Source organism: Intestinibacillus sp. Marseille-P6563 (assembly GCF_900604335.1).
GTDB lineage: Bacteria > Bacillota > Clostridia > Oscillospirales > Butyricicoccaceae > Butyricicoccus_B.
Genome location: NZ_UWOD01000001.1, coordinates 932,311 through 956,282, shown reverse-complemented (window position 1 = coordinate 956,282; position 23,972 = coordinate 932,311). Strand labels below are relative to the sequence as shown.

16 protein-coding genes are annotated in these 23,972 nt (G+C 56.6%); 11 read left to right on the top strand and 5 right to left on the bottom strand.

The features are described from left to right. The first annotated feature begins 58 nt into the window (after nt 1-58). From EFB11_RS04995 to EFB11_RS04980, 4 genes are read left to right on the top strand one after another with little or no spacing between them, the layout of a single operon-like run. Nucleotides 59-1,831, top strand: coding sequence for a solute:sodium symporter family transporter (locus EFB11_RS04995; protein ID WP_122789196.1), 1,773 nt, complete (start codon nt 59-61; stop codon nt 1,829-1,831). Nucleotides 1,832-1,873: 42 nt separating this feature from the next. Continuing rightward, nucleotides 1,874-4,237, top strand: a complete 2,364-nt coding sequence (locus EFB11_RS04990) for a pyruvate formate lyase family protein (RefSeq protein ID WP_122789195.1) — start codon at nt 1,874-1,876, stop codon at nt 4,235-4,237. Nucleotides 4,238-4,256: 19 nt separating this feature from the next. Beyond that, nucleotides 4,257-5,180, top strand: a complete 924-nt coding sequence (locus tag EFB11_RS04985) for a glycyl-radical enzyme activating protein (RefSeq protein WP_122789194.1) — start codon at nt 4,257-4,259, stop codon at nt 5,178-5,180. A gap of 57 nt (nt 5,181-5,237) precedes the next feature. Beyond that, entirely contained in the window at nt 5,238-6,731 is a 1,494-nt protein-coding gene (locus EFB11_RS04980) for an aldehyde dehydrogenase family protein (protein WP_122789193.1), read from the top strand. Nucleotides 6,732-6,807: 76 nt separating this feature from the next. Here EFB11_RS04980 and EFB11_RS04975 read toward each other — a convergent pair whose 3' ends face one another. Beyond that, on the bottom strand, nt 6,808-7,794 hold the full coding sequence (locus EFB11_RS04975) for a biotin--[acetyl-CoA-carboxylase] ligase (protein WP_164706609.1): 987 nt from the start codon (nt 7,792-7,794) through the stop codon (nt 6,808-6,810). A 106-nt stretch (nt 7,795-7,900) separates the two neighbouring features. On the opposite strand from EFB11_RS04975, the gene EFB11_RS04970 reads away from it, so the two are divergent. Together EFB11_RS04970 and EFB11_RS04965 are read left to right on the top strand one after the other, a co-directional pair. Further along, a complete protein-coding gene (locus EFB11_RS04970) occupies nt 7,901-8,692 on the top strand; it encodes a YlmH family RNA-binding protein (protein ID WP_122789192.1) in 792 nt (263 codons plus the stop codon). Between the two features lie 106 nt (nt 8,693-8,798). Then, nucleotides 8,799-11,399, top strand: a complete 2,601-nt coding sequence (locus tag EFB11_RS04965) for an S-layer homology domain-containing protein (protein WP_164706608.1) — start codon at nt 8,799-8,801, stop codon at nt 11,397-11,399. Between the two features lie 50 nt (nt 11,400-11,449). Here the strand turns inward: EFB11_RS04965 and EFB11_RS04960 are convergent, their stop codons facing one another. Together EFB11_RS04960 and EFB11_RS04955 are read right to left on the bottom strand one after the other, a co-directional pair. Then, nucleotides 11,450-11,785 (bottom strand): branched-chain amino acid transporter permease, encoded by a 336-nt coding sequence (locus EFB11_RS04960; RefSeq protein WP_122789190.1) that lies wholly within the window; start codon nt 11,783-11,785, stop codon nt 11,450-11,452. Between the two features lie 2 nt (nt 11,786-11,787). After that, a complete protein-coding gene (locus tag EFB11_RS04955) occupies nt 11,788-12,483 on the bottom strand; it encodes an AzlC family ABC transporter permease (RefSeq protein WP_122789189.1) in 696 nt (231 codons plus the stop codon). 265 nt (nt 12,484-12,748) lie between these two features. On the opposite strand from EFB11_RS04955, the gene EFB11_RS04950 reads away from it, so the two are divergent. From EFB11_RS04950 to EFB11_RS04935, 4 genes are read left to right on the top strand one after another with little or no spacing between them, the layout of a single operon-like run. Next, nucleotides 12,749-14,554 carry an efflux RND transporter periplasmic adaptor subunit gene (locus EFB11_RS04950; protein ID WP_164706607.1) on the top strand — a complete coding sequence of 602 codons (1,806 nt, stop codon included), beginning with the start codon at nt 12,749-12,751 and terminating at the stop codon, nt 14,552-14,554. Nucleotides 14,555-14,567: 13 nt separating this feature from the next. Further along, nucleotides 14,568-15,320: an ABC transporter ATP-binding protein gene (locus tag EFB11_RS04945; RefSeq protein WP_122789187.1), complete on the top strand. Its 753-nt coding sequence runs from the start codon at nt 14,568-14,570 to the stop codon at nt 15,318-15,320. Next, nucleotides 15,317-16,567, top strand: coding sequence for an ABC transporter permease (locus tag EFB11_RS04940; RefSeq protein WP_122789186.1), 1,251 nt, complete (start codon nt 15,317-15,319; stop codon nt 16,565-16,567). The genes EFB11_RS04945 and EFB11_RS04940 overlap by 4 nt, the downstream gene beginning before the upstream one ends. 14 nt (nt 16,568-16,581) lie before the next feature. After that, complete coding sequence (locus EFB11_RS04935) at nt 16,582-18,843, top strand: S-layer homology domain-containing protein (protein ID WP_122789185.1); 2,262 nt, start codon at nt 16,582-16,584, stop codon at nt 18,841-18,843. Nucleotides 18,844-18,880: 37 nt separating this feature from the next. Here the strand turns inward: EFB11_RS04935 and EFB11_RS04930 are convergent, their stop codons facing one another. After that, on the bottom strand, nt 18,881-20,479 hold the full coding sequence (locus tag EFB11_RS04930; protein WP_122789184.1) for a potassium/proton antiporter: 1,599 nt from the start codon (nt 20,477-20,479) through the stop codon (nt 18,881-18,883). 24 nt (nt 20,480-20,503) lie between these two features. Beyond that, complete coding sequence (locus EFB11_RS04925; protein WP_122789183.1) at nt 20,504-21,832, bottom strand: DUF1015 domain-containing protein; 1,329 nt, start codon at nt 21,830-21,832, stop codon at nt 20,504-20,506. Between the two features lie 292 nt (nt 21,833-22,124). On the opposite strand from EFB11_RS04925, the gene EFB11_RS04920 reads away from it, so the two are divergent. Then, complete coding sequence (locus tag EFB11_RS04920) at nt 22,125-23,453, top strand: hypothetical protein (protein ID WP_122789182.1); 1,329 nt, start codon at nt 22,125-22,127, stop codon at nt 23,451-23,453. Nucleotides 23,454-23,972: the final 519 nt, after the last annotated feature.

The window sequence follows — 23,972 nt, the reverse complement described above, 5'->3', positions numbered from 1 at the left end:
ACTTTTACGGAGATTAGTACAGAGAAAAGAGAATTGTTGTATACAGAAAGGGATTATTATGGGAGTTATTTTGACGAGCTTTCTCGGCATTACCTTGCTGATCACGCTATTTTCCTTTTACCAGGCCCGCAAAGTGGCGCGCGACACCAGCGACGGCTACTTCCTGGGCGGCCGCAGCCTGACCGGCGGCGTCATCGGCGCATCGCTGCTGCTGTGTAACCTGAGTGCGACCAACTTCGTCGGCATGACCGGCAACACCTACCGCTACAACATGGCCGAGATCGGCTGGGAAACGCCTTGCGCCATCGCGCTGGTTGTCGTTGCGGTGATTTTGCTACCGCGCTATCTACGCCGCGGCTTTGCCACCATCCCCGATTTCCTGGAAGAACGTTATGATAAAACCGTGAAAAAATGGGTATCGATCCTGTTTATCATCTGCTACATCTGCAACACCTTGCCGATCTGCCTGTATGCAGGCGCGATCACCCTCAATCAGATTTTTGACATCCCGGGTCTGTTCGGCCTGACCTATGCGCAGGGCGTCTGGGCGATGGTTCTGCTCATCGGCGCTATCGGCATCGTCTATGCACTGTTCGGCGGCCTGAAGATGGTTGCCACCGCGGATACCTTGAACGGCATACTGCTGGTCATCGGCGGTCTGCTGGTTCCGATCTTCGGCCTGCTGGTCCTGGGCGATGGCGATATGGGCGCTGCAATGACCACCATTTTGAACAGCGCACCCGAAAAGCTCAACTCCATTGGCAGTGAATCCGATCTGCTGCCGTTCTCCACCATGTTCACTGGCCTGATGCCCGTACTGATTTATTACTGGGGCATGGATCAGGCAATCATCCAGCGTGCTCTGGGCGCGAAGAACCTGAAAGAAGGCCAGAAGGGCGTTCTGTTTGCCGGCTTCCTCAAGCTGCTCACCCCGATCGTTCTGATGTTCCCGGGCATCATTGCCTTCCACCTCTACGGCGCAGGCACCATCGAAAACAGCGACCTGACTTACGCGACCCTGGTTAATGGCGTACTGCCCAAGCCGCTGATCGGCCTGTTTGTTGCTGCGATGTTCGGCGCGATCCTGTCCACCTTCAACGGCACCCTCAACAGCGTTTGCACCCTGTTTGCGATGAACCTGTACCACGGCAAGACCAAGGACGGCAAGCCGGTTCCGGAAGCACAGGTTGTTCGCGTTGGTAAGATCTGCGGCCTGATCGTTGGCGTTGGCTCGATGATCGTTGCCCCGATGATTATGTACGCACCCGATGGCCTCTACGCGATGTTCCAGAAGCTCAACGGCCTGTTCAATGTGCCGATCTTCACCATCATGGTCATGGGTTACCTCAACAAAAAGACCCCGGCGATTGCCGCCAAGGTCTCTCTGATCGTATTCATCGCCGTTTACGGCTATACCACCTTCTTCATGGACCTGCCGATCTACTATCTGCACGTTTCGGGCGCTATGTTCGTTATCTGCTGTGTCTTCATGTGGATCATGGGCAAGGTCAAGCCCACCGACAAGGTATTCGAAACCAAGCGCAACAATGTGGTTTCCATCCAGCCCTGGAAGTACCGTTATGAAGTCGGCACCGCGATTATGTGCGGCGTTGTCCTGACCTATGTTGCACTTTCTCCGATCGGCTTTGCACAGGAAGGCGGCGCAGACATGATGACTGGCGTATGGATGGTTGTTGGCGTTGCCATCACCTGTGCGGTCGGTTATCTGTTCAAGAAGTTCATGGCTCGCTTTGACCGTGCGATTTATCAGGACGAAGGCGAAGAAACCGTAAAAGCTGCAAAAACCAAGGCCGATTACGAAGTTGGCTGATGAAAGAATGTCCGCAAAAGGCAGCGGAAGACAGGAGGAACTATGATTACACCGCGTCTGGAAAAAATCAAGACCCGTTTGTTTGAAAAAGAATATCATGATCCGGGCATCTGGTACTTTAAGGATGTCAACATCCTGGACGATACCAACCGGGACGAACCGCTGGTTGTGCGCAAGGGCCTGGCCAGCCGCTACATGGGCGAGCATCTGCCGGCCTATGTCCGCGACGATGAACTGATCGTCGGCAACCCGAATATGAACAGCGTTGGTTTCGGTACCGTGCTGCCCATCTACGCCACCGAAGAGGAACTGGCGAACGCGGCACAATATAAAATGAATGCAAACTCGGTGTGGGGGCATCATCCCCCGCACTGGGAAAAGGTCCTGCACGTAGGCTTCCGCGGCATCATCGACGAGATCCAGGCCAAGCTGGAAGAGCAGTATGCCGCAGACGAGCCGGATGCCCAGGCGATCGCCGAATACCGCGCGATGCTGTACGCGATTGAAGGCGTGTGCCGGTTTGCTGAGCGTCATTCCCAGCAGGCGCTGGCCGATGCAGCTAAGGAGACCGATCCGGTGCGCCGCAAGGAACTGTTTGAAATCAGCCGCGTGTGCAGCCGCGTACCCTATCTGCCCGCCGAAACCATGCACGAAGCCTTGCAGGCTTACTGGTTCACCTATGCGCTGGTCAACAGCGGCGGCGAATATGTTCCGCTCGGCCGTGTCGATCAGCATATCTTCCCGTACTATGAAAAGGACGTGGCAGCCGGCCGTCTGACCGACGAGCGCGCCAACGACCTGCTCGGTTCGTTCCTGGCCAAGTGCAACGAGCGTATCTGCACCGACACCAAGAAGTGGGAGAACCACTACGACTTCGGCCTGTTCTCGCAAGGCGTACCGCTGTCGTACTCGACCGGCACCGAGGAATCGGGCGGCCATGAGTCGGGCGGTTATGATATCCGTGCGCTGAGCTATCAGGAAAACGAGAGCATCAACAGCGATGCAAACTTTAACTTTGGCCAATCGGGCAACGACTGGCTGATGAATATGATCATCGGCGGCCTGCGCCGTGACGGCGAGGATGGCACCAACGAAGTGACCTTCAAGCTGCTGCGTCTGCGCTTTGAGATGGGCCTGCTCATGCCGACCCTGTCGGTGCGCGTGTCGAGCAAGGCGCCCGCCCGCCTGTGGCGTGAACTGGCGCTGTGCCTGCGTCACTGCGAAGGCGAACCGGCCATCTACAACGACGACGCCATCATCCCGGGGTTCGTGGACATCGGCGTCCCGCTCGAAGATGCCCGTGATTACTCCAACGACGGCTGCTGGGAGACCCTCATCCCCGGCAAGAGCTACTTTAGCTATGCACACATTATGAACCTGCGCTGCCTGGAGTGGGTATTCACCCGCGGTGTGACCGTCATGACCGGCCAGACCGAAGGCGTGGATACCGGCGCACTCGAAGACCTGAAGGACTTCGAAAGCTTCTATGCTGCTTACTGCCGTCAGGTTGACAGCCAGATCGACTTGCAGGTAAGCCGCCGTCTGGAAAACCTCGGCATGTCCGAAATGATCGCGCCCGACCCGCTGATGTCTACTTTGATGGACGGCTGCATCGAAAAGGGCCGCGATATGACGGCAGCCAACATTTTGTCGTATACCTTCCATCTGCTGCTCATCACCGGCCTGTCCAATGTAGTGGACTCGCTGTGCGCGATCAAAAAGCTGGTCTATGAAGACAAGGTCGCTACCCTGGAAGACTTCAAGAACGCCATTGAGAACAACTGGGAAGGCTATGGCGAACTGCGCCTGCTGGCCCTCAACAAGGTGCCCAAGTACGGCAACGATAACGATTACGCCGATGAAATCCTGGCGCGCGTTCTGAAGGACTTCGAAGACACCTGTGTGGCTTGGCGCTTTAAGCAGGATAAGATCAAACTGCCGGTCGGCATCGGTACCTTTGAAAACTATGCGGCTCTGGGCCGTACCCTGAGCGCCAGCCCGGATGGGCGCGGCTCGGGCGAAGCCCTGGCGCCCAACTATTCCCCGACACCGGGTGTGGATGTCAACGGCCCAACGGCAGTCATCAAGAGCGCGACCCGTCCGGACCTGATGCGGTATTTCTGCGGCTGTCCGCTGGACATCTCGCTCAACTCGAACGAATACCTGGGCGAGGCGGGTGTGACCCGTATGGAAGGCATCATCCGGTCGTTCTGCGACCTGGGCGGCCAGATCGGCACCATCACCACCACCAGCGTGGAGGAACTGAAGGATGCGGTCGTCCATCCCGAAAAGCATAAGAACCTCAAGGTTCGTATGGGCGGCCTGTCGGCCTATTTCATCGCCATGTCGGCCGTTCAGCAGCAAAACATCATCCAGCGTTTCTCCAAGGGCGCTGTCATCAAGTAAAAGCAGGGAGTGTAGACCTATGGCGACCGCGTTGGTTTCCAACATTCAAAAATGCTGTGTCCACGATGGCCCCGGCCTGCGCACGGTTGTGTTCCTGATGGGCTGTCCGCTGCGCTGCAAATGGTGCCAAAACCCGGAAAATCTGGCTTCCAAACCGGTCGTCCTCTACGATCAGGAAAAGTGTGTTGCGTGTGGACGCTGCCTGCCGTACTGCGAAAAGCAGTGCGGCAGGCTGACCGCCGAAGGCCTGGATTTTGACCGCAGCCAGTGTGTCAGCTGCGGCAAATGCGTGGATTACTGCTATACCGAAGCAAAAAGTCTGTGCGGCCGCCGCATGTCGGTGGACGAGGTATACGATGCCGTCATGCGCGACCAGGTATTTTACCGCACCAGCGGCGGTGGGGTGACGCTCAGCGGCGGCGAACCGACCATGCACGCTTCGTTTACCTCCGAGCTGCTGCGTCGGCTCAAGGAATCGGGGGTGCATACGGCGCTGGAAACCTGCGGATTCTGCGCGCCGAACACCATGATGCGCCTTGCCAAATACACCGATTTGTTCCTGTATGATTTCAAGGCCTATACCGAAGAAGTTCACATGAAGTGGACCGCGCAGAGCAATGAGCCCATCAAGCGCAACCTGCAAATGCTGCACGACATGGGCAAAACGGTCATCATCCGCATCCCGCTCATTCCTGGCGTCAACGACGGCGCGGAATTTGAACGGATGATGCAATATTTAAGCGGATTTGCGGGCCTTAAAAAAGTACATATCATGCCGTTCCATCAGATCGGCTCCTCGAAATATATTCTATCCGATACCCCGTACGAATTGGCCGATATGGCCGAGTGCAGCGCGGAATATGCCGAAAAGCATGCCCGTGTGGTGCAGCAGTATGGGTTTGACGTCAACATCGGCGGCTGGGACGCGACTGCGGCCGGCTGACCGTCCAGCAGGGCCGCCGGCAGGGCGGCGATACCAGATTCAGAAGGGAAACGAGTTATGAAAAAGTTCAAGCTGTTTATCAACAACGAATGGGTCGACGCCGAAAACGGAAAGACCTTCCTCACTTATAACCCCTGCACGGGCGAGCCGATTGCCGAAATGGCTTATGGCTCGGCAGCAGACACTCGCAAGGCCATTGCCGCAGCTGATGCAGCGTTCCGCTCGGGCTGCTGGTCGGGGCTGGATGTCGAAACCCGCGGCCAGTACCTGCACCGCGTAGCCGACATTTTGCAGGATCGTCTGGAGGAATTTGCCCGCTGGGAAGCCATGGACACCGGCAAGCCCATCCGCGAGACCCGCACGATCGATATCCCGCTGGCCATCCGCGCCTTTCACTTCCATGCGGACAACATGAAGGCGCTCAACGGCAAGGTCATCCCGGTGCCCGGCCAGCCGCTGTTTGACTACACCACCTATGAGCCGTACGGCGTCGTTGGCAGCATTGCACCTTGGAATTTCCCCATCCATCTGCTGACCCGTTCAATTGCTGCCGCCCTGGCTGCTGGCAATACGGTGGTCTGCAAGGCTGCGACCCTGACCCCGGTGACCAGCCAGATGTTGGCCGAGGTCTTCCTGGAAGCGGGCGTGCCGGCTGGTGTATATAACATTGTATCTGGTTCGGGCGGTGTCGTCGGCGAAGAACTGCTGGCCAGCGATGAGGTCGCTATGGTCGCGCTGACCGGTTCGGAAGAAGTCGGCCGCCGTCTGATGGCTGCTTCTTCGCAGGCCAAGCGCATTAAGCCCCTGTCGCTCGAGCTAGGCGGCAAGAGCCCGATCATCGTCGAGCCCGACTGCGATATGAACGGCGCGCTCAATTCGGTGATTCTGGGCTTCTGCATGAACCAGGGCGAAGTTTGTGTTTCCACCTCGCGCCTGCTGCTCAACGACGCGATTTACGATGAATTTATGGAAAAACTGGTGCGCCGCGTGCAGAAGATCAAGATCGGCGACTGCCTGAATGACGACACCCAGATGGGTTCGCTCATCAGCGCCGACCACCGCAAGACCGTGCATGGTTTTGTCGAGCGTGCACTGGCAGCGGGCGGCAAGCTGGCCTGCGGTGGCCATATGCTGACCGAAGCGCCGTATGACAAGGGCTGCTTCTATGCGCCCACCATCATCGAAAATGTTACGCCCGACATGGAACTGTTCCAGGAGGAAGTGTTCGGTCCTGTGCTGGCTGTGACCCGCTACAAGACACTGGACGAAGCGGTCGAACTGGCCAATGCCACCCGCTTTGCACTGGGCGCATCCATCTTCACCGAGAACATCCGCAAGATGTACTGGCTGGCCGAAAAGGTCGATGCGGGCACGATGTGGATGAACTGCGCAACCAAGTCCAACATCGAAACGCCGTTTGGCGGCAACCGCAACAGCGGCCTGGGCCGGGAAGACGGTGTGGAAGGCCTGCTTGAATACCTGAAGGTCAAGAACCATATCTGGTATATGGGCGAACAATACGACAATTTCTTCGATTTCGAAGACGAATAACCAACACCCCCATAAAAAAGGCAAGGATGTGTTCATCCTTGCCTTTTTGCTTGGAACAAAATGGACAGCTCTGCCGTCAAACAAGTGGACGGGTGCTGATCTCGCCCGATTGCAGGGTTTCGCGGGTGCCGTCCGGACGCTCGACCAATAAGTTACCGGCGTCGTTGACCCCACGGCAAATGGCATCATAAGCGCCCGCGGGGGCCAGCACGCGGATGGGCTGATCGAGATAAGACAGCCGTTTGCGGTAGGGGGTAAGGACTTCATCGGTCCGGCCGGCGCAAAGGTGGTCGTAGAGGGTTTCGAGCTGATTCAGTAGTTCGGCCGCCAGCACTGCGCGGCGGGGCAGCTCATCGGTAAAATCGGCCAGTGCGCCGGCAACGGCCTGCACATCGGAGGGTAGGGACTCGCGGTCCAGACGGAAGTTGACACCAATGCCCACAATGGCATAGTCGATGCAGCCGGTTTCGCCTTCAATGGAGGCTTCGGTCAGGATACCGCAGATCTTGCGGCCATCGAGCAGCACGTCATTGACCCATTTGATCTGCGGGCACAGCCCGCAGCAGGTTTCGATGGTCTGGCACACCGCCACCGCAGCCGCAATGGTCAAAAAGTTCAGGTGCTCGAGCGGCATTTTGGGCCGCAGCAGCACACTGGTATACAGCCCCAGCCCGGACGAAGAATGAAAACAACGCCCCAGACGGCCGCGACCCGCGGTCTGCCGTTCGGCAATGAAGGTAAAGCCTTCGCCTTTGGTGGCAGCATAGTGTTGTTTGATCGCCGTATTGGTCGAATCGGTTTCAGGCAGGACGATGAGGTCATGCCCAAAACAATGGGTGTGCAGCAGGGCGGATACGCCCGGAGCAGTCAGGCTGTCATCCGAGGCAGGCAGGCAATAGCCACCCCCCGGCGTCGAGGCGATCTGCATCCCTTCGGCGCGCAGCGATTCGATCGCTTTCCAGACCGCAGCCCGGGAGACCCCCAATTCCTGCGCCAGCCGTCCGCCCGAGATGCGCAGACCGCGGCTGTTTTCCAAGGCGCGGAGCACTTCGTCTTTGACCATAAAAAAACCGATTCCTTTCCAAGTAGTATTCTTTTTTCTATTGTAAACGATTTTGACATCGGCTACAATAGAAACCGTGCCATGTTTCATAATCAAGGAGGACTCCATGACAAGAAATGAGATCCTGCGCGCCCTGGCTGCAAACGGCGATGACCGCATGCTGCTGGCCGCTGCGCTGGACAAACTGGAAACCTGCCGCACGCGCAATTATCCGACCCACACCCGGTTTCTCGACATGCGGGAGCGCGCTCTCGTGCAGCAGGCCGTCCGCCTGGCGGGCGGCGAGCGGGAATGCCTCTTTTGGGGCGGCTATGCCGATGCCGAGCGCACCTGTGCGCTGTTTTATCCCGACTATCTGACCGAAGAGCAGGCCAAGGAGGACAGTCCTTTTGTTCTTCTGCGGGCCGAGAAGCAGCCGGCCGATACACTGACCCACCGCGATTATCTGGGCGCCCTGATGGGGCTGCAGATCAACCGCGAAATGGTGGGGGACATCCTGGTCAGCGACCAGGGGGCCGAGATCTTGGCCATGCAGGAAGTCGCCGATTTCCTGCTGACCCACTTTGCCCAGGCAGGCCGCAAACGGGTAAGCCTGTCCCAGCAGCCGCTCAGCGACCTAAAGGTGCCGGCCGTCACCGAAACGGTGGGAGAAGGCTCGGTGGCTTCGCTGCGGCTGGACAGCGTAATCGCCCTGGTGTTTTCGCTCTCGCGCGGCGACGCGCAGGCGTACATCGAAAAAGGGCTGGTGTTTTTAAACCAGCAGCCTTGTCTCAAGCCGGGACGCGATGTGGACGCAGGCGACCGCATCACCGTACGCGGCAAGGGCCGCGCGCGCATCGAAGCGCTGGGCGGCGTCAGCCGAAAAGGGCGGCAATTTATCCGGTATGCCCGCTCGTAACCGAAAAAACATTGTATGTAAACCGGAAAAATGCTATAATATCAAAAAACCATTCTCTGGTTTTTGAATGACTTTTAGGACCCATTCTAAGGAGAGGTGAGTGATCGTGAAAAAAAGAATCCTGGCCGCTTTGCTGTCGGCTTCCCTGGTTTTGTGTGGGATGCCGGGCGCATGGGCCGCAAGTGACATCAGCGGCCACTGGGCGGAAAAATATATTACCTATCTCAATCAGGAAGGTGTCATCAACCCGAGCGCGACCACGGGCGACTATTCGCCCAACGAAAAGGTCATGCGTGCCGAGTTCATGCGCTATATCAACCGGGCGTTCCATTTCACCGAAACGGCCGATATTTCCTATACCGACGTCAATCCGAACGACTGGTATTATGAAACCGTGCAGATCGCCGAGAAATACGGCTATATCGCTGGCGTTGGCGACGGCAAGATGGACCCCGAAGGCTATGTCACCCGCGAACAGGCGGCGACCATCATCGGGCGTCTGTACAAGACCACCACAGCCGATGCGGTATCGCCCAGCCAGCTGACCTTCTCGGACAAAAATCAGGTCAGCACCTGGAGCGCCGGATACATCTATGACGCGTCGCAAAAGGGCTACATCGTCGGCTATCCGGACGGTACGTTTAAGCCCAAGAACACAGTCACCCGCGCCGAAGTGTCGCGTATTTTGTATTCCTACCTCGGCAACTCGCTGAGCACCGAGGGCAAGACCTACACGAGCGCCGATTTCCGTAACGACGTGGAAAACGTGACCATCTCGGAAAGCTGCACGCTTTCGGGCGCTGAGGTCGGCGGCGATTTGTACATCACCGAAGGTCTGGGTTCGGATGCCGTTACCCTGTCCGATGTCATCGTAGACGGTGCCCTGGTCATTTCGGGCGGCAATGTCACGCTGAATAACGTGGATGCTACGGTGATTTTTGTCGGTTCTTCGATGAACCGTCTGGTACAGGTGACAGCTACTGGCAACACCAACATTGCAAATGCGCAAGTGCAGTCGACTGCATCGCTCACCGAAAGCAACCTGAATGTATCGGCCGGCGGCTTTAGTGACATTACGGTGAGCGGCAGCAATACCACGACGCTGACGCTCGATGGCGATGTTTGGAATGTGGACATGAAGAGCCCGTCGGCAGTCAGCCTGTCCAGCTCTGGACGGATCAACACCCTGACCATGGAAGCTGGCGGTACGGTCAGCGGTTACGGCACCATCGATTCGGCAATCATCAAGGCCAATGGCGCCAACCTGGCCATCAAACCAGGTTCTTACACCCTGTCCAGCGGCGTGACCGCGACCATCAATGGTCAGACGGTCAAGGCAGAGACCGCCGTATCCGTCACCCCGGAAACCCTGTCGTGGGACCGCGGCGGGAAGGAACTGGACAATTCCTATGATTTTAAGCTGTCGGTCGACCCCAAGACGCTGGAAAAGGTGACCATGGACGGCAAGACCCTGTCGGAAGGCACCGATTACAACCGTACCGACGATGGGTTTCGTGTGTACCGCACGTTTTTAAATTCCATTTCTTCGGCGGGCACCTATACCATGGAGCTGACCTTCACCGACGGCAGCAAGGGTCGCCTGACCCTGAAGGTGACCGATTCGTCTAAGAGCACTTTGTCCCCCACACAGGCGACATTTGATAAGTACACCGGCGGGGACCTGGAGTTCAATTTGGCAGCAGCTTCCGGCACCCAGCTTTCGTCCATCAAGCTTTCGGGCTCCACCTTGACCCGGGGCGATGATTATACCTACAATAGTTCGACCGGCACGGTCACCATCTTAAATTCCTATCTGTCCAAGCGCTCGACCGGCACGTCGACAATCACCTTCAACATGAGCAATGGCGACAGCCTGACCGCCGGACTGACGATCAAGGATTCCACCCCGGTCAATGCGCTGTCCTCGACCACGTTGGACTTTGATGCTAACACCTCGAGCAGCGACTATGGCGACCTGCACGTCACGCTGACAGCAGTGGATGGCGCGAGTCTGAAGAACATCACGGTCGTCAGCGACAACAAGACGCTGGACGAAGGCTGGCAGTATACCATTTCTTCGTCGGGTGATGTCAGCATCAACCGTACGGCGTTGGCCGAACTGGCCAAGGATGGCCGCAGCTATGTGGATTTACGGTTTAACATGTCCACAGGCGTCAATCCGGTGCTCCGCGTCAACTTTGTGACCACCTATCAGGTGCGCGTGAATGTCACCGATGACCTGGGGCAGGCTGTCAGCAATGCGTCGGTTTCCATCAAACCCAATGCCGACAGCGATGCCGATAAGGAAGCCGCTTCCCCGGCGCAGGAAAAGCTCACCGATTCGTCGGGTGTTGCCAGCTTCTTTGTCAAGAAGGGCACCTACACTGTGACCATTTCGGGTGACCAGTTTGAAACCATCACCAAGGATATCCGCGTTACCTCGAGCAGCCAGAATGTCAATGTCAGCGTTGCCATTGAGGAACAGGTGACCATTGTTGTAACGGCAAGTTCGGGCGCGAACATCAGCGGCGCAACCGTTGTTTTGGGCAATCAAACCAAGACCACTGGCGCAGACGGCACGGCAACGTTCCAGATTGCGCACGGTACATACACGTTGAGCGTCACGGCATCCGGGTATGCAACCTATACCGATGCCAACTTTGCAGTAAACTCTTCGCAGACCAAGCGCATCACCATGAACCGGTAAAATGAAAAAAGCCCTCGCAGTCTTTTAGCTGCGAGGGCTTTTTGTTGTCTTCAGGCAAAAACCACCTGAATCAGGAACATATAAAAGACTGTGCCCAATCCGATGGACAGCAGATTGTTGCGTTTCCAGAGATGCAGCGCCGCTACGGCGGCAACAGCGATGAGTTCCGGAGCGCCATGCGGATAGGTCAGCGGCTGGATGCCTTTCAGGCAATAGATCACCAGAATGGCGATGATGGCCGGCGGCAGCACACGGCCCAGATAGCGTACCGCGTCGGGCACCTGCTTTTTGCCGCCAAACAGCAGAAACGCCGCCGCGCGCGTCAGATAGGTACATACCGCCACCACGGCAATGATGGCGATGGATTGCGAAACCGGGATGGGCATGCTCACACCTCCTGGGACGCACGGGACTCAATGTGTCCCCGGGTGTACAGCAGCAGTGCCACGGTGACAAACAGCGCGGGCGGCAGGAAATTGTCCGCACCAAAGATGCACAGCGATGCCAGAGCGCAGCCACCGCCGATGATCGCCGGCAGATGACATTTGGATTCCTTCCACTGCTCGACAAAGATCACAACAAACAGGGCAGTCATGGCAAAATCGATGCCGGTGGTGTCAAAGGTGATGAGCGAACCGAGTAACGCGCCCAGCACACAGCCGGTCATCCAGTAGCAGTGATCGAGCACCGCAATGTAAAACATCAGCCGGCGGCCGTCCATGCCTTCCTTGGGTTTGACCAGACAGTGCAGGGAATAGGTCTCATCGGTCAGCGAATGGATCATATAGGGCTTCAAACGCCCCATGTTTTGAAAGCGTTCAATCAGGCTGAGTCCATAGAACACATGCCGGAAATTGATCATCAGCGTCATAAAAGCGCTGTGCAGCAAAGAGGCGCCGCCAGTCAGTAGATTGATGAGCACAAACTGCATCGAACCCGCGTAACAGGTCAGGCTGATGAAGAATGCCCAGATAAAATTGTACCCCGCGTTTTGCAGCAGGATGCCAAACGCAATGCCCATAAACAGATAGCCGAACAGCACCGGCAGGGACTGCACAAAGGCATATCGCAGTGTTTTTTGCAAAAAAATTCCCCCACAAAATATAGAATGATTTCATTATAAAAGCAAAGCGCAAGGATGTCAAACAGCAGAAACTTGCGGCCCGACGGACCGCTAATCGGCAGAAGGGAAACTGTCACCAAATTTTCATATTCTGTCTTTGGCATAGATACAGTTTTGATGCAAGAATGTAGTAAATTTACCATACGCAATGCTGCGCGCAGGCCATCTGCACGCGACAAAACAGCCGCCGACGGGTGGAGGCCGACGGTGGGGAAAGGAACCAATCATGAATCAAGATTTGGAAAAGGATATTGCCCCGCAGGCGGCCGGGGAAAGCGAAACCAATGCACCGCCCGAAGAAGAAGGCGGCCTGGTACGCAACCGGTATGCGGACCTGATGAATAAACCCAAGCGTCATCTGCCCAAACCGGTCAAGATCGGTCTGACGGTGGCTATTGTAGCAGGACTGATCGCTGGCGGCGTTTACCTGGTGCAAAAAACGAAGGAAAAGCCCGAAGAAGCGGTGGAAAGCACAGCATTTGCATCGCGCGGCTTTTTGGAGACCTACATCGAAGGCGACGGGTCGGTGGCGGCTCGCAAGCAGGTTGACCTGGGCAAGGACCTCAAGGGCAAAGTGACCGAAGTGCTTGTCCAGCCGGGGCAGGCGGTCAAGACCGGTGATAAGCTGTTCGTCATTGACCCATCCGAAACCCGCACCGAACTGGACAACGCCAAAAAAGATCTGCAAGAGGCCCAGCGCGCGGTGGACGAAGCCGCTTCGGGCGTGACGGCTGCGCAGAAGAGTGTATCCGAACTGACCACGACCGCGCCGTTTACGGGCAAGCTGCTGCCGCCCGAAGGCGAGGAAAAGCCCAAGACCTGGCGGGTCGGGGATGAACTGTCCGGCGGCACCACTCTGGGCCTTCTGGTCGATGACACGACCATGAAACTGCCACTGTATTTCAGTTATGCGTACATCGACGACATCCGGCGCGGCGCATCGGCCAGCGTATCCATCCCGGCCAATATGTCCACAGTCAGTGGCACAGTGGAAGCGGTCGAGCGGGTGGAAAAAATCTCGGCCGATGGCACACGGCTGTTCCGTGTCATTCTTTCCATTCCCAATCCGGGCGTGCTGACCAAGGGCATGGTCGCCACCGCACAGGTGGATACGGCCAAGGGCAAGGTCATGCCTGCCGAGACGGGCACTCTGGAATACAGTCGGGAAGAAAGTGTCACCGCCAAGCAGAGCGGTACCATCACCCGGTTAAACGGCATGGAATACTATCGCTTTAGCGCCGGGGCAGTCATCGTGCAGCAGAAAAACGATGAACTCAGTCGAGCAGTGGAAACCGCACAACGCACCCTGACCAACCAGAAGCAGGCGATCGCCGACAAGCAAAAACGCATCGCCGAACTGGAAAAGCTGATCGCCAATGCAACCGTCGTATCGCCCATGGATGGCATGGTGCTCAAGATGGATACCGCGGTGGATGCCGAACTGGTAGGTGGCACCGCACCGTGCGTGGTGGCCGATATGTCGTCGCTGGTGGTCAATGCTCAGATTTCCATGACCGACATCAACGCCGTCCAGCCCGGCCAGGCGGCATCCATTACCTTGCAGGATGGCTCGAACGACGTTGCTCTGACCGGTACGGTCGAAAGCGTTTCGCTTCAGGCTAACGAAAACCAGGGCAACGGCAGCATGCCGACCTATACGGCTGTGATCGTGCTCGACCCGCTGCCCGAGGGCGTTTCGGTCTCCATGGGGTATTACGTCAGCTATAAGATCACCACCGCACAGGTCGAAGACTGTATCATCATTCCCACCCAGGCGCTGGTCAACACAGCCGAAGGCACAGCGGTCTTTGCCAAGCCGGCCGAAGGACAGACGTTTGAGAACACCATCGCCATCCCGGAAGGTGTGACCGACATCCCCGAAGGCTTTGAGCTGGTGCCGGTTACGGTGGGCATCTCGGATAACACGAATGTGGAGATCGTGGACGGCATTGAAGATGGCACCGAGATCTTCCTGGCAGGGCCCAAGGATATGTTTGAGCAAAATTCGGGCGGCGGACTGGCGGTCGGCTGAGGGGGCGCGAGCGATGTTTGGCAGAAAGAAACAAAAAGCGCGTCCTGCGCCGTGTGAAAGCGGCCTGCTCATCGATGTGCGGCAGATGAGCAAGATTTACCACGAAGGGCGCGAAAATGAGGTACGCGCCCTGGATGGTGTCAGTTTGCAGGTCAAATGGGGCGAATTCCTGTGCATTTTGGGGCAATCCGGCTCGGGCAAATCGACTCTGATGAACATTTTAGGCTGCCTGGACATCCCGACCTATGGCACCTATTATCTGGACGGCCATGCGGTGAGTGATATGAAACCCTCGGTGCTGGCCGGCATCCGCAACCGGGAGATCGGGTTCATCTTCCAGGGCTTTAACCTCATTCCGGCACTCACGGCTGTGGAGAACGTGGAGTTGCCGCTCATCTACCGCGGCATGGGGGCTGCCGAGCGCCGGCGGCTGGCGGTCGACGCCCTATGCGCGGTAGGCCTGGAAAAACGCATCTTCCACCGGCCCAATGAAATGTCCGGCGGCCAGCAGCAGCGCGTGGCCATCGCGCGAGCGGTTGCGGCCCGTCCGCCGATCATCATGGCCGACGAGCCCACCGGCAACCTCGATTCCAAATCGGGCGCAGAGATCATGCGGCAGCTCGTGACGCTCAACCAGCAAGGGACCTCCATCATTTTGATCACGCACGACAACGAATTGGCGGAAGTTGCGCAGCGGATCATCACCATCCAGGACGGACATATCATCTCAGACCGGCCTGGGAAAGGAGGCGCGGCAATCCTATGAATTGGTTACAGACCGTTCGCATGGCGCTCAAATCGATCGCCAGCAATAAGGTGCGGTCGCTCCTGACCATGCTCGGCATCATCATCGGTGTGGCAGCGGTCATCACTCTGGTGGCTTCTATCCAAAGTAAAGCCACCCTGACCCGTATGCAGTATGAGGCAATGGGTCTCAACCGCATCCAGGTTTATGGTTCGGGCGCCAAGCGTCAGGACTGGATCAATCTGGAGGACTATATGAATGGCGAGCTGGCTCCTTACATTAACGGCTGGTCGCCCCAAAGCCAGTATCACGACTGGGAAAATAAAGGCGTCCAGTACCGCACCATGAAGCTGAAAAGCGACAAAAGCACGACCTATATGTACTATGGCAACGAAGATTACAGCAAGGTGACCAACAGCGTCATCACCGCTGGACGGGACATCACCAAAGCCGACTGCGATGCGCAGGCCCGGGTATGCGTGATCGGTGAGACCATCCGCAAATATTTCTTCGGCGCCATGAGCCCCATCGGACAGAAGATCCGCATTGGCGGCAAAAGCTTTGAGGTCATCGGGGTGTACAAGGGCAAATTCAAAGGCAAGCTCAACACCGAGGACCAGATGCTCGTCATGCCCTATACGCTGCAAAGCAGTATGATGAGCGTCAATTTCAATGCCGACAAGCAGTATATCATTCAGGCAGCTTCCAAGGAGGACATCCAGAAGGTCGTCGATGCGCTCAATGCGCGCATGAAGCCCATCTGTGAAGCCGGCAACGGCTGGTTCGATGCTTCCTCGGCTTCGCAGTTTCAGGAGCAGGAAGAAGCGGCAGCCCAGCAGGATGCGCTGCTCATGGGCGGCGTGGCGATGATTTCGCTCCTGGTCGGCGGCATCGGCATCATGAATATCATGCTCGTGTCGGTCACCGAACGCACACGTGAAATCGGCATCCGTATGGCCATCGGTGCCAGACGGCGGGACATTATCTCGCAGTTTTTGATCGAGGCCGCGTCGGTGTCCTGCTGCGGCGGCCTGATTGGCATTGTGGTCGGCTGCTTCGGCTCGGCCATCATGGGCAATTTCATGCTCGCCAAACAGCTCAGCGAACAGATGTGGATGCCGGACGTGGAGACCTTCACCGTCCTGCCCAGCCCGCCGCTCATTTTGGGCGCGTTCCTGTTCTCTGCGCTGCTCGGCATTATCTTTGGCATCTATCCGGCCAACAAGGCGTCCAAACTCCAACCGGTGGACGCGTTGCGCACCCAATAAAAGGAGGTTTTATCATGAAAAAAAGGCTTCTCAGCGGCGCGCTCGCGACCTTTTTGCTGATGGGGAACTGCGGCGCAGCCTTTGCGGATATTCCGTCGTCCAACCTGTCTCAGACCGCGCAGGTACTCAAGACCCTTGGCGTAATGGAGGGCGACAGCGCCACTACCTTTGCACCCGGCCGCAGTCTGACGCGCGCCGAGTTTGCCAAGCTGGCGGTCACCGCCTTTGGCGTGACCGATGTGACGGCGTATAAAAACTATACGATCTTTCCCGATGTGCCGACCACCCATTGGGCGGCTGGTTACATCAATGCCGCGGTGCGGCATCCGGCCATTCAGAAAAAGAATGTGCTGCATGGATATGCCGACGGCACCTTTGGCCCCGACCGCACGATCAGCTACGGCGAGGCTTGCACCATGCTGCTGCTTATGATGGGCTATACGATTGAGGACATCGGCCCCATGTGGCCGGGCGATTATATTGCCCGTGCGCAGTCGATGGGTCTGACCGACGGCGCATCGACCATGACGGCAAACAGCCCGGTCAAGCGCGGCGATGCGGCGGTGATGCTACTGCATACGCTGCAAAAGGCAGGCAAGGAAGGCGAACGGCTGATTGCCAACCTGACCTCGTCCTCGGACAGCGAAGGCGCCATCCTGCTGGCCACCAGCCGCACCGATTCCGAACTGCGGCAAAATCAGGCGCGGTTCTATACCGGCGGCGATGAACCAGTGGTCAAGACCACCGAAGGCATCCTGGACGATTCATTCATCGGGGTACGCGGCACGCTGTATTACAGCAAGGCCAACCCCGGTTCGGTGCTGGCCATCCTGCCCGACGAGGGCGGACGGCAGGAAGAATACATCGTGCGCAGCGTCCAGCGCGACCAGATCGAAGTCGAAGGCGGCGGCGCACCCATCAAGCCCGAGCGCACGGCGCTGATGTATGTGCGCGGCCAGGTGCGCAAGTTCAACGAGAACTGGTTTGACATCCAGTCAGGCGATAAGATCACCCTGCACTATGGCAAGGACGGTACGCTCGAACTCATCCGCGTATCGGCTCAGGAGGCATCCAAGAACACCTTCGTTTACGGCACCAAGCAGGCAGCGTCGATCCCGAAGGGCTTTACCATTGAGAAAAACGGCGTTCCGGTCGATGTCAGCAAGCTCAAGCCCTATGATGTCATCAGTCTGGATACGGCTGGACGACGTGCCATCGTATCCGACGCGAAGATTACCGGCTATTATACCTCGGCGTCCCCGTCGTTTAAGAATCCCGAAAAGATCACCCTGCTGGGCCGTGAATATGCGATTTCCGAGCGGGCGGCAGCTTCGTTTGCCGGTTTGGAAAACGGCGACCGTATCACCCTGCTGCTCGATGACCGCGGAGCAGTCGCGGCAGCGTATCCGGTCAAGGATGTCCGCGCAGATATGAGCGGCGTCTTTACCGACCTGGCTGACGGCGGCGCCCAGATTAAGCTGTTCAATGGCGCGACCGTACAGGGTACCCTGGCGGCCGAAGACGACAAGAACCTGTTTGGCCGAATCGTCAACGTATCCGAGAGCAGCAACGGGAAACTCGACCTGACCGAACGGCCGATAAGCGGCCGACCGGCGGGTGACTGGGCGGTCAAGGAAGGCACGCTGGGCGGCAAAAAGATTGCGCCCGATGTGCGCATCTGGGAACAGGTCGGTGCGCGTGCACCGCTGTACGAGACCTCGCCGTCCAAGATTCCGTTCGATGTCGTTCCGCGCGGCCGTATCCGTTCGACGGTGACCGATTCGTCCGGCCAGATCATTGGTCTGATTCTGGATGATGTGACCGGTGACGGCTGGAATTATGGCTATGGCGCAGTTTCGTCCACAGGCGGTAACGATGAAGAGCCTGAAGTGATTACGGCGACCCTGCGGCATTACGATTACGCGACCAATCAGCAGGTCACGCTGTCGTACACGGTGGACAGCCGACCGGATGGCGCGACAGGCGGCCCGATTGGCTTCCCGAAGGGCGCGGAAAAGAATGCAGCCCGGCAGTCGCTGGCGTCCATCCGTCTGCTGAACGTCGGTCAGGTCAAGGTCGAGGACTTTGACGGCGCCGATGGCGTACGCACCAAGGACGGATATTATCCGATCTCGGATGAAGTGCAGGTCTACCTGACCAGCCAGCGCAAGTTTATCACGCTCAACCAGGCTCGTGCCGATTACAGCAATTTCACCCTCTACGCAGAGCGAAAGCCCGAAGAAGGCGGCAAGATCCGTCTGATCACGGTATCGTAAAAGAAAAGCCGTCCGGCATTTGCCGGACGGCTTTTTATTAGCTTTTGTGATAGAGTACCAGGGTATCACCCTCTTGGATGCGGGTTTCTCCATCGGGAATGATGTCTGCCCCGGCGCGTTGGATGAGCACCACCAGCGTATCTTTGCGGAATTCACAGGCGCGCAGCGGCTGGCCGATGAAACGATGGCCGGGCTCGACCGTGCGCTCGTGCAGCTCGATTCCATCCTTGCCGCAGTAGCCCTTGGCGCCCAGGATGACCGCATCTCCATCTTGCAGACGGGTATCGCCCTTGGGCATGATCACTTCATCTTGCCGTAGCACGGCGGCGATGAGTGTACCGGGCACAATATTCAAATCGCGGATATATTGGTCGCACCACGGATGGCCGGGAGCGATCTCCAAACGGATGAACTGAATGCTGGTTTCTTCTGAGTAGTCGGTAAACGTGCGCAGTACGTTTTCGCGGCTGTCCAGCATATCAGCCTTGCGAGCGACCCGGGGCAGCAGCGTACCCTGGAAGAAGATGGACAGCAGTACCACACAGAATACGATTTGGAAAATCGAATCCTTGCCATAGGCAGGCGATACGACGGCCACAATCGCAAATACGATCGAAGCCGCGCCGCGCAGTCCAGCCCAGGACACGATCAGCTGCTGCCGCAGAGGGGCGCGGAACGGGGTGAGCAGCAGAGCGACCGCGATCGGGCGCGCCAAAAAGGTCAAAAACAGCGCGATGAGCAGCGATGGCAGGAAATACTCGGGCAAACGGGAAGGGAATACCAACAGACCGAGCAGGAAGAAAATGAGCATCTGCATCATGCCGTTAAACGCGTCGAAGAAATCAACCAGGCTGCGTTTGTGGGGCAAATCTTGGTTGCCGAGCAAGATACCGGCGATGTAGGCGCTCAGGTAGCCATTGCCGCCGATGAGCGACGGCAGGGCATACGATGCCAGAGCGGCAGCGACCAAAAAGATGGAATCCAGACCATTGTCGCCCAAGCGGATGTGACGCAGCACCCAACCGGCTCCCAGCGCAATGGCGGCGCCGATGGTCGCGCCATACACAAGCTGTGCAAAAACCGAATAGGCGATCTGCGCGGGGGACAGTCCACCCTCCAGCGCCGAAAGCAGGACAATGGTCAGCATATAAGCGCAAGGGTCGTTACTGCCGCTTTCGATTTCCAGCATGGACGCGGTACCGTATTTCAGGTTCAGCCGTTGGGAACGCAGGATGGAAAACACCGACGCGGCGTCGGTCGAGCCAAGCACCGAGCCAATCAGCAGCCCTTCGGCCAGGCTGGTGCCCAAGGCGAAATGGCAGAACAGACCGGTCAACCCCGCGGTGATAAGTACGCCGAGCGTGCTCAAAAGCACCGCTTTTTTGGCGACCGGCCGGGCGGCGCTCCATTTGGTGCCAAAGCCGCCGTAGAACATAATGATAATCAGGGCCGCCGAACAGACCTGCTCGGAAAAGGAGTAATCGGAAAACTCGATTTTAAAGAGACCGTCCGAACCGAACAGCATGCCCAGGGCAATGAAGAAGAACAGGGTTGGCACACCGATGCGGCTGGACAGCTTATTGCCAGCAATGCAGGCCACCAATACGATCGCGCTGAGTAGAAGCAGAGTATTCAAAGTATCCTCCTTTGCAGGATGCAATCAGGCGCGTGCGTTGGGCACGATGGCCTTGGCCTCCATATAAAACCGCTTTTCACGGGATTCGCCCATCGAGAACGTTTTCCGCGGTAGAACACCGTCCAGAATCACGCCGCGGAACAGATCTTCTTTGGCCGGGTCGGGCAGCGCGAAGCCGACATTGCCCGGCTGGCGGGACAGATCTTCCAACACATCCAGACCATGTATGTAGTCGATGCGCGCCTGAGAATGGGACGCCAGATAATCGTCCAAAAAGGCTTGCAGCGAGGCCACCGGCAGCGCCCAGGGAGACTTTTTCACCAGCAGGCAGCCGGTGCGGTCGCCTGCGCGGAAGGGGAAGGCCTGTGCGCCGTGGGGCAGTTCGTGCGGTACAGCTTCGAGCACGGTCGCATCGGCTCCATGTGCCCGGAAGAAGGCGGTCGCGCCGTCCAGCAGATCGACGGTATCCACGCCAAACACGACGCGATGAATGGCCTCGACCATCAGGCTTTCATCGTGAACATTGACCACTTCGGCCAGTACAAAGCGTGCCGGATGGTCGGCCTGTTCGGCCGGAGTCAGGTCTTTTTTGATTTCCTCCCAATAGGCCTTGGCGGTCGCCATGGAGTGGTTGCCATCGCCCACCGCATAAGGCAGCACGGGCAGCGGCTGGGTCAAATCATATTTCGCGGCAAAGACCGCCGGGTCGGCCAGATGCGCGAGCGCGGCCAGCAGCGCGTCGGTTTGCGCACCCTGTGGGATGAACCAACCGGTCAGGTGGCCACCGCGCTGCATCAGTTCCACGTCGTAAAGCTTGGAAAACTGTACGCGCTGGGCGTATAGCGGTTCAATGACCGTGCGGTCAGGGTCATCGATGAGCAGCATGATGTGCGGCAGTTCAATGGCAGCGCCCTGACGCACTTGCAGGCGGGGCGGGATGCGTTCGACCACAGTTTTTTCGGTCGGCCGAATGGGGGAAGCAGCACCCGGGGTATAGTCGTACGCTTCCAAATCAAAGGCCAGCACCAAACCGCAGCGCGGACAGGGACCGCCGGTGTCGCGGGCCAGCAGGATGGCACCTGTGGGCTGCTCGGTCAAAATCCCGTCGGCTAAGTATTGGTGCATGGTCTGATGGATGGCATCGATACGCTCAGAACAATCGTCCTCCTCCAGATAGACTTCGGGCAGGGTCAGACGCAAGGTGGATGGCGCATCCCCGACCAAGCGGTCGGTTTCTTCCCAGTAATCGGGCTGGGAGGTATATTGGTCACAGGCAACAACCGCCCATTTGGACAGGTCGATACCGGTCCGCGGGAGCAGAATTTTGGGCAAGTGGGCGTAATGGGTCTGCATAAACAAAGCCTCCATTTTCAAAAGTTAAGATACAACCAGTATACCAGAATTTGCGGCGGAACACTACCGATATCCCGGCCTGTGAGGCGAATGTTGGCAAAATTTTTGCGGTTTTTGCGGTTTAAGGTGGTTATTTTCCGGGGAAATTTGAAAAGTGACCAGTAAAACCAAAGGTGAAATACAAAAATATGGCAAATTCGCCCCTTTCATTCCGGAAAGCGAACCGATATACTTAAAGAAGGAAGAATAGAGAGTTACGGTTTGCACGCACGGCGTGCCAGGAGGAAGAACTGTGAATTATAATATGATGAACCATGTGGTCAACCATCTGCTCGATGTGGACCGCTATGGCAGTATTTTTATGTATGCAACCAACTGCGATCTGACCACCGCGCCGCGGCATATCATCCGAATGACCGAGCCGGTCGACCCCGAACTGCTCAAAGAAGCGCTGAAAATCACGCTGCTGCGCTTCCCGCAGATGGGGTTAGGCCTCAAGCGCGGAGAAAAACAGTACCAATATCGACTTTTGGATAAACCGCCGGTGGTTTTGCCGTTTGAGGATATTTCGCCGTATTATATTGGCTCGGACGATACGAATGGATATTTATTCTGCTGCGGGTATAAAGAAAATACGATCTATTTGGAATACCAGCACTGCACCAGCGACGGGCGCGGCTTCAATGAATTTATCAAATGCGTGCTGTTTTACTATTTGAAGCTGCGTGGGTACGCGATTGAAAACGACGGGAGCATCCGCACACTGGAAACCGATTTCCAGCCCGCCGAAAACGAGGATGGGTTTGTCAAATTGCAGAAAGCAGAGCAGTCGGACGAAAATCACATTGACGATGTGCCCGCATTTCATTTGCCCGAATACGACGGCCACGAAGATGACGATGAACTGACGACCGAAATCACCATGCCGTTTTCCCAGGTGCGCCGTTTTGTCAAGCAGAATGATATTTCTCCATTGACCTTTTTGATGACGGCGATCTGCCATGCCATTTATCGCACGTATTATGTTGGCACCGACCATGACGAAGCCATCGTTGCCGAGGTGCCGATGGACTTGCGTACTTATATCAAATCGCCAACTGTCCGCTTTTTTGTTGCTCTGCTCGATCTGCCGTTTTATTATGAGTATTTCCAGCTTCCGTTTGTCGAGGCTTGCCAGAAGCTGAGCGCCTTTTTTGATACCCAGCGCGCCCTGCCGCATGCCGCCTTCTGGGCGCTGAAAAATTCCAATCGGGTATATACCGGGCACAATGCTGATATGCCGATTGATGAAAAGGAAAAGATGATGCGGGAGCAGGCACGCGCATACATCCGGCGTGACAGCTTTATTTTGACAAACATTGGGCCGTTTAATATTCCGATCAGCATGGAACGCCATATTGCAGATTATGGTGCCATTTTGCCGTGCGCCCATCAGCCGTTTGGTATTCTGGTTAGTTCGTACCGGGATACGCTGAAAATTGCCTTGTCGCAGCGCGATATGCGACCCGATCTGGTGAATAATCTAGTGAATGTACTGGGGGAGATCGGTTTCCGAGCCAAGACCTATTCCTATATGTTCCATCCGACCCGCTACGACGGCAAAAGATTGGCAAAAGACTAAAATCCTGTGAAAAACGTGAGAGCAATCGGGCAAAAGGACGATTGCTCTCTTTTTTTGACGAAAACGGGAAAAAGGTGTTGACAAAAGGAGAAAGCTGGCGTATACTAATTAAGCTGCTTTTCGGAAGCGGCGACCGAGAAAAGAAAACTTCGGAAACAATGAAAAAAGTTGTTGACAAAGGGTTCGAAATGCGGTATACTAAATAAGCTGTCCGAAAGGATAGCGAACCGGCTCGAAAAGTTCCGAAAGAACTTGATAAACTAGATTCGAAGTTGAAAAACTTCGAAAAAAGTTAAAAAAGTTCTTGACNTGACAAGTGATTCGAAATGCGGTATACTAAATAAGCTGTCCGAAAGGATAGCGAACCGGCTCGAAAAGTTCCGAAAGAACTTGATAAACTAGATTCGAAGTTGAAAAACTTCGAAAAAAGTTAAAAAAGTTCTTGACAGAGCGAAATAAGTCTGGTATAATAAATAAGCTTTCACTCGAAAGGGTGAAGCAAATATTGCACCTTGCAAA

Excerpts from the sequence above, each read along its gene's own strand:
- EFB11_RS04925 (WP_122789183.1), bottom strand. The coding sequence starts at position 21,832 with ATGCAGACCCATTACGCCCACTTGCCCAAAATTCTGCTCCCGCGGACC.
- EFB11_RS04945 (WP_122789187.1), top strand. The coding sequence starts at position 14,568 with ATGTTTGGCAGAAAGAAACAAAAAGCGCGTCCTGCGCCGTGTGAAAGC.
- EFB11_RS04985 (WP_122789194.1), top strand. The coding sequence starts at position 4,257 with ATGGCGACCGCGTTGGTTTCCAACATTCAAAAATGCTGTGTCCACGAT.
- EFB11_RS04975 (WP_164706609.1), bottom strand. The coding sequence starts at position 7,794 with ATGGTCAAAGACGAAGTGCTCCGCGCCTTGGAAAACAGCCGCGGTCTG.
- EFB11_RS04990 (WP_122789195.1), top strand. The coding sequence starts at position 1,874 with ATGATTACACCGCGTCTGGAAAAAATCAAGACCCGTTTGTTTGAAAAA.
- EFB11_RS04970 (WP_122789192.1), top strand. The coding sequence starts at position 7,901 with ATGACAAGAAATGAGATCCTGCGCGCCCTGGCTGCAAACGGCGATGAC.
- EFB11_RS04980 (WP_122789193.1), top strand. The coding sequence starts at position 5,238 with ATGAAAAAGTTCAAGCTGTTTATCAACAACGAATGGGTCGACGCCGAA.
- EFB11_RS04995 (WP_122789196.1), top strand. The coding sequence starts at position 59 with ATGGGAGTTATTTTGACGAGCTTTCTCGGCATTACCTTGCTGATCACG.
- EFB11_RS04940 (WP_122789186.1), top strand. The coding sequence starts at position 15,317 with ATGAATTGGTTACAGACCGTTCGCATGGCGCTCAAATCGATCGCCAGC.
- EFB11_RS04950 (WP_164706607.1), top strand. The coding sequence starts at position 12,749 with ATGAATCAAGATTTGGAAAAGGATATTGCCCCGCAGGCGGCCGGGGAA.
- EFB11_RS04960 (WP_122789190.1), bottom strand. The coding sequence starts at position 11,785 with ATGCCCATCCCGGTTTCGCAATCCATCGCCATCATTGCCGTGGTGGCG.
- EFB11_RS04935 (WP_122789185.1), top strand. The coding sequence starts at position 16,582 with ATGAAAAAAAGGCTTCTCAGCGGCGCGCTCGCGACCTTTTTGCTGATG.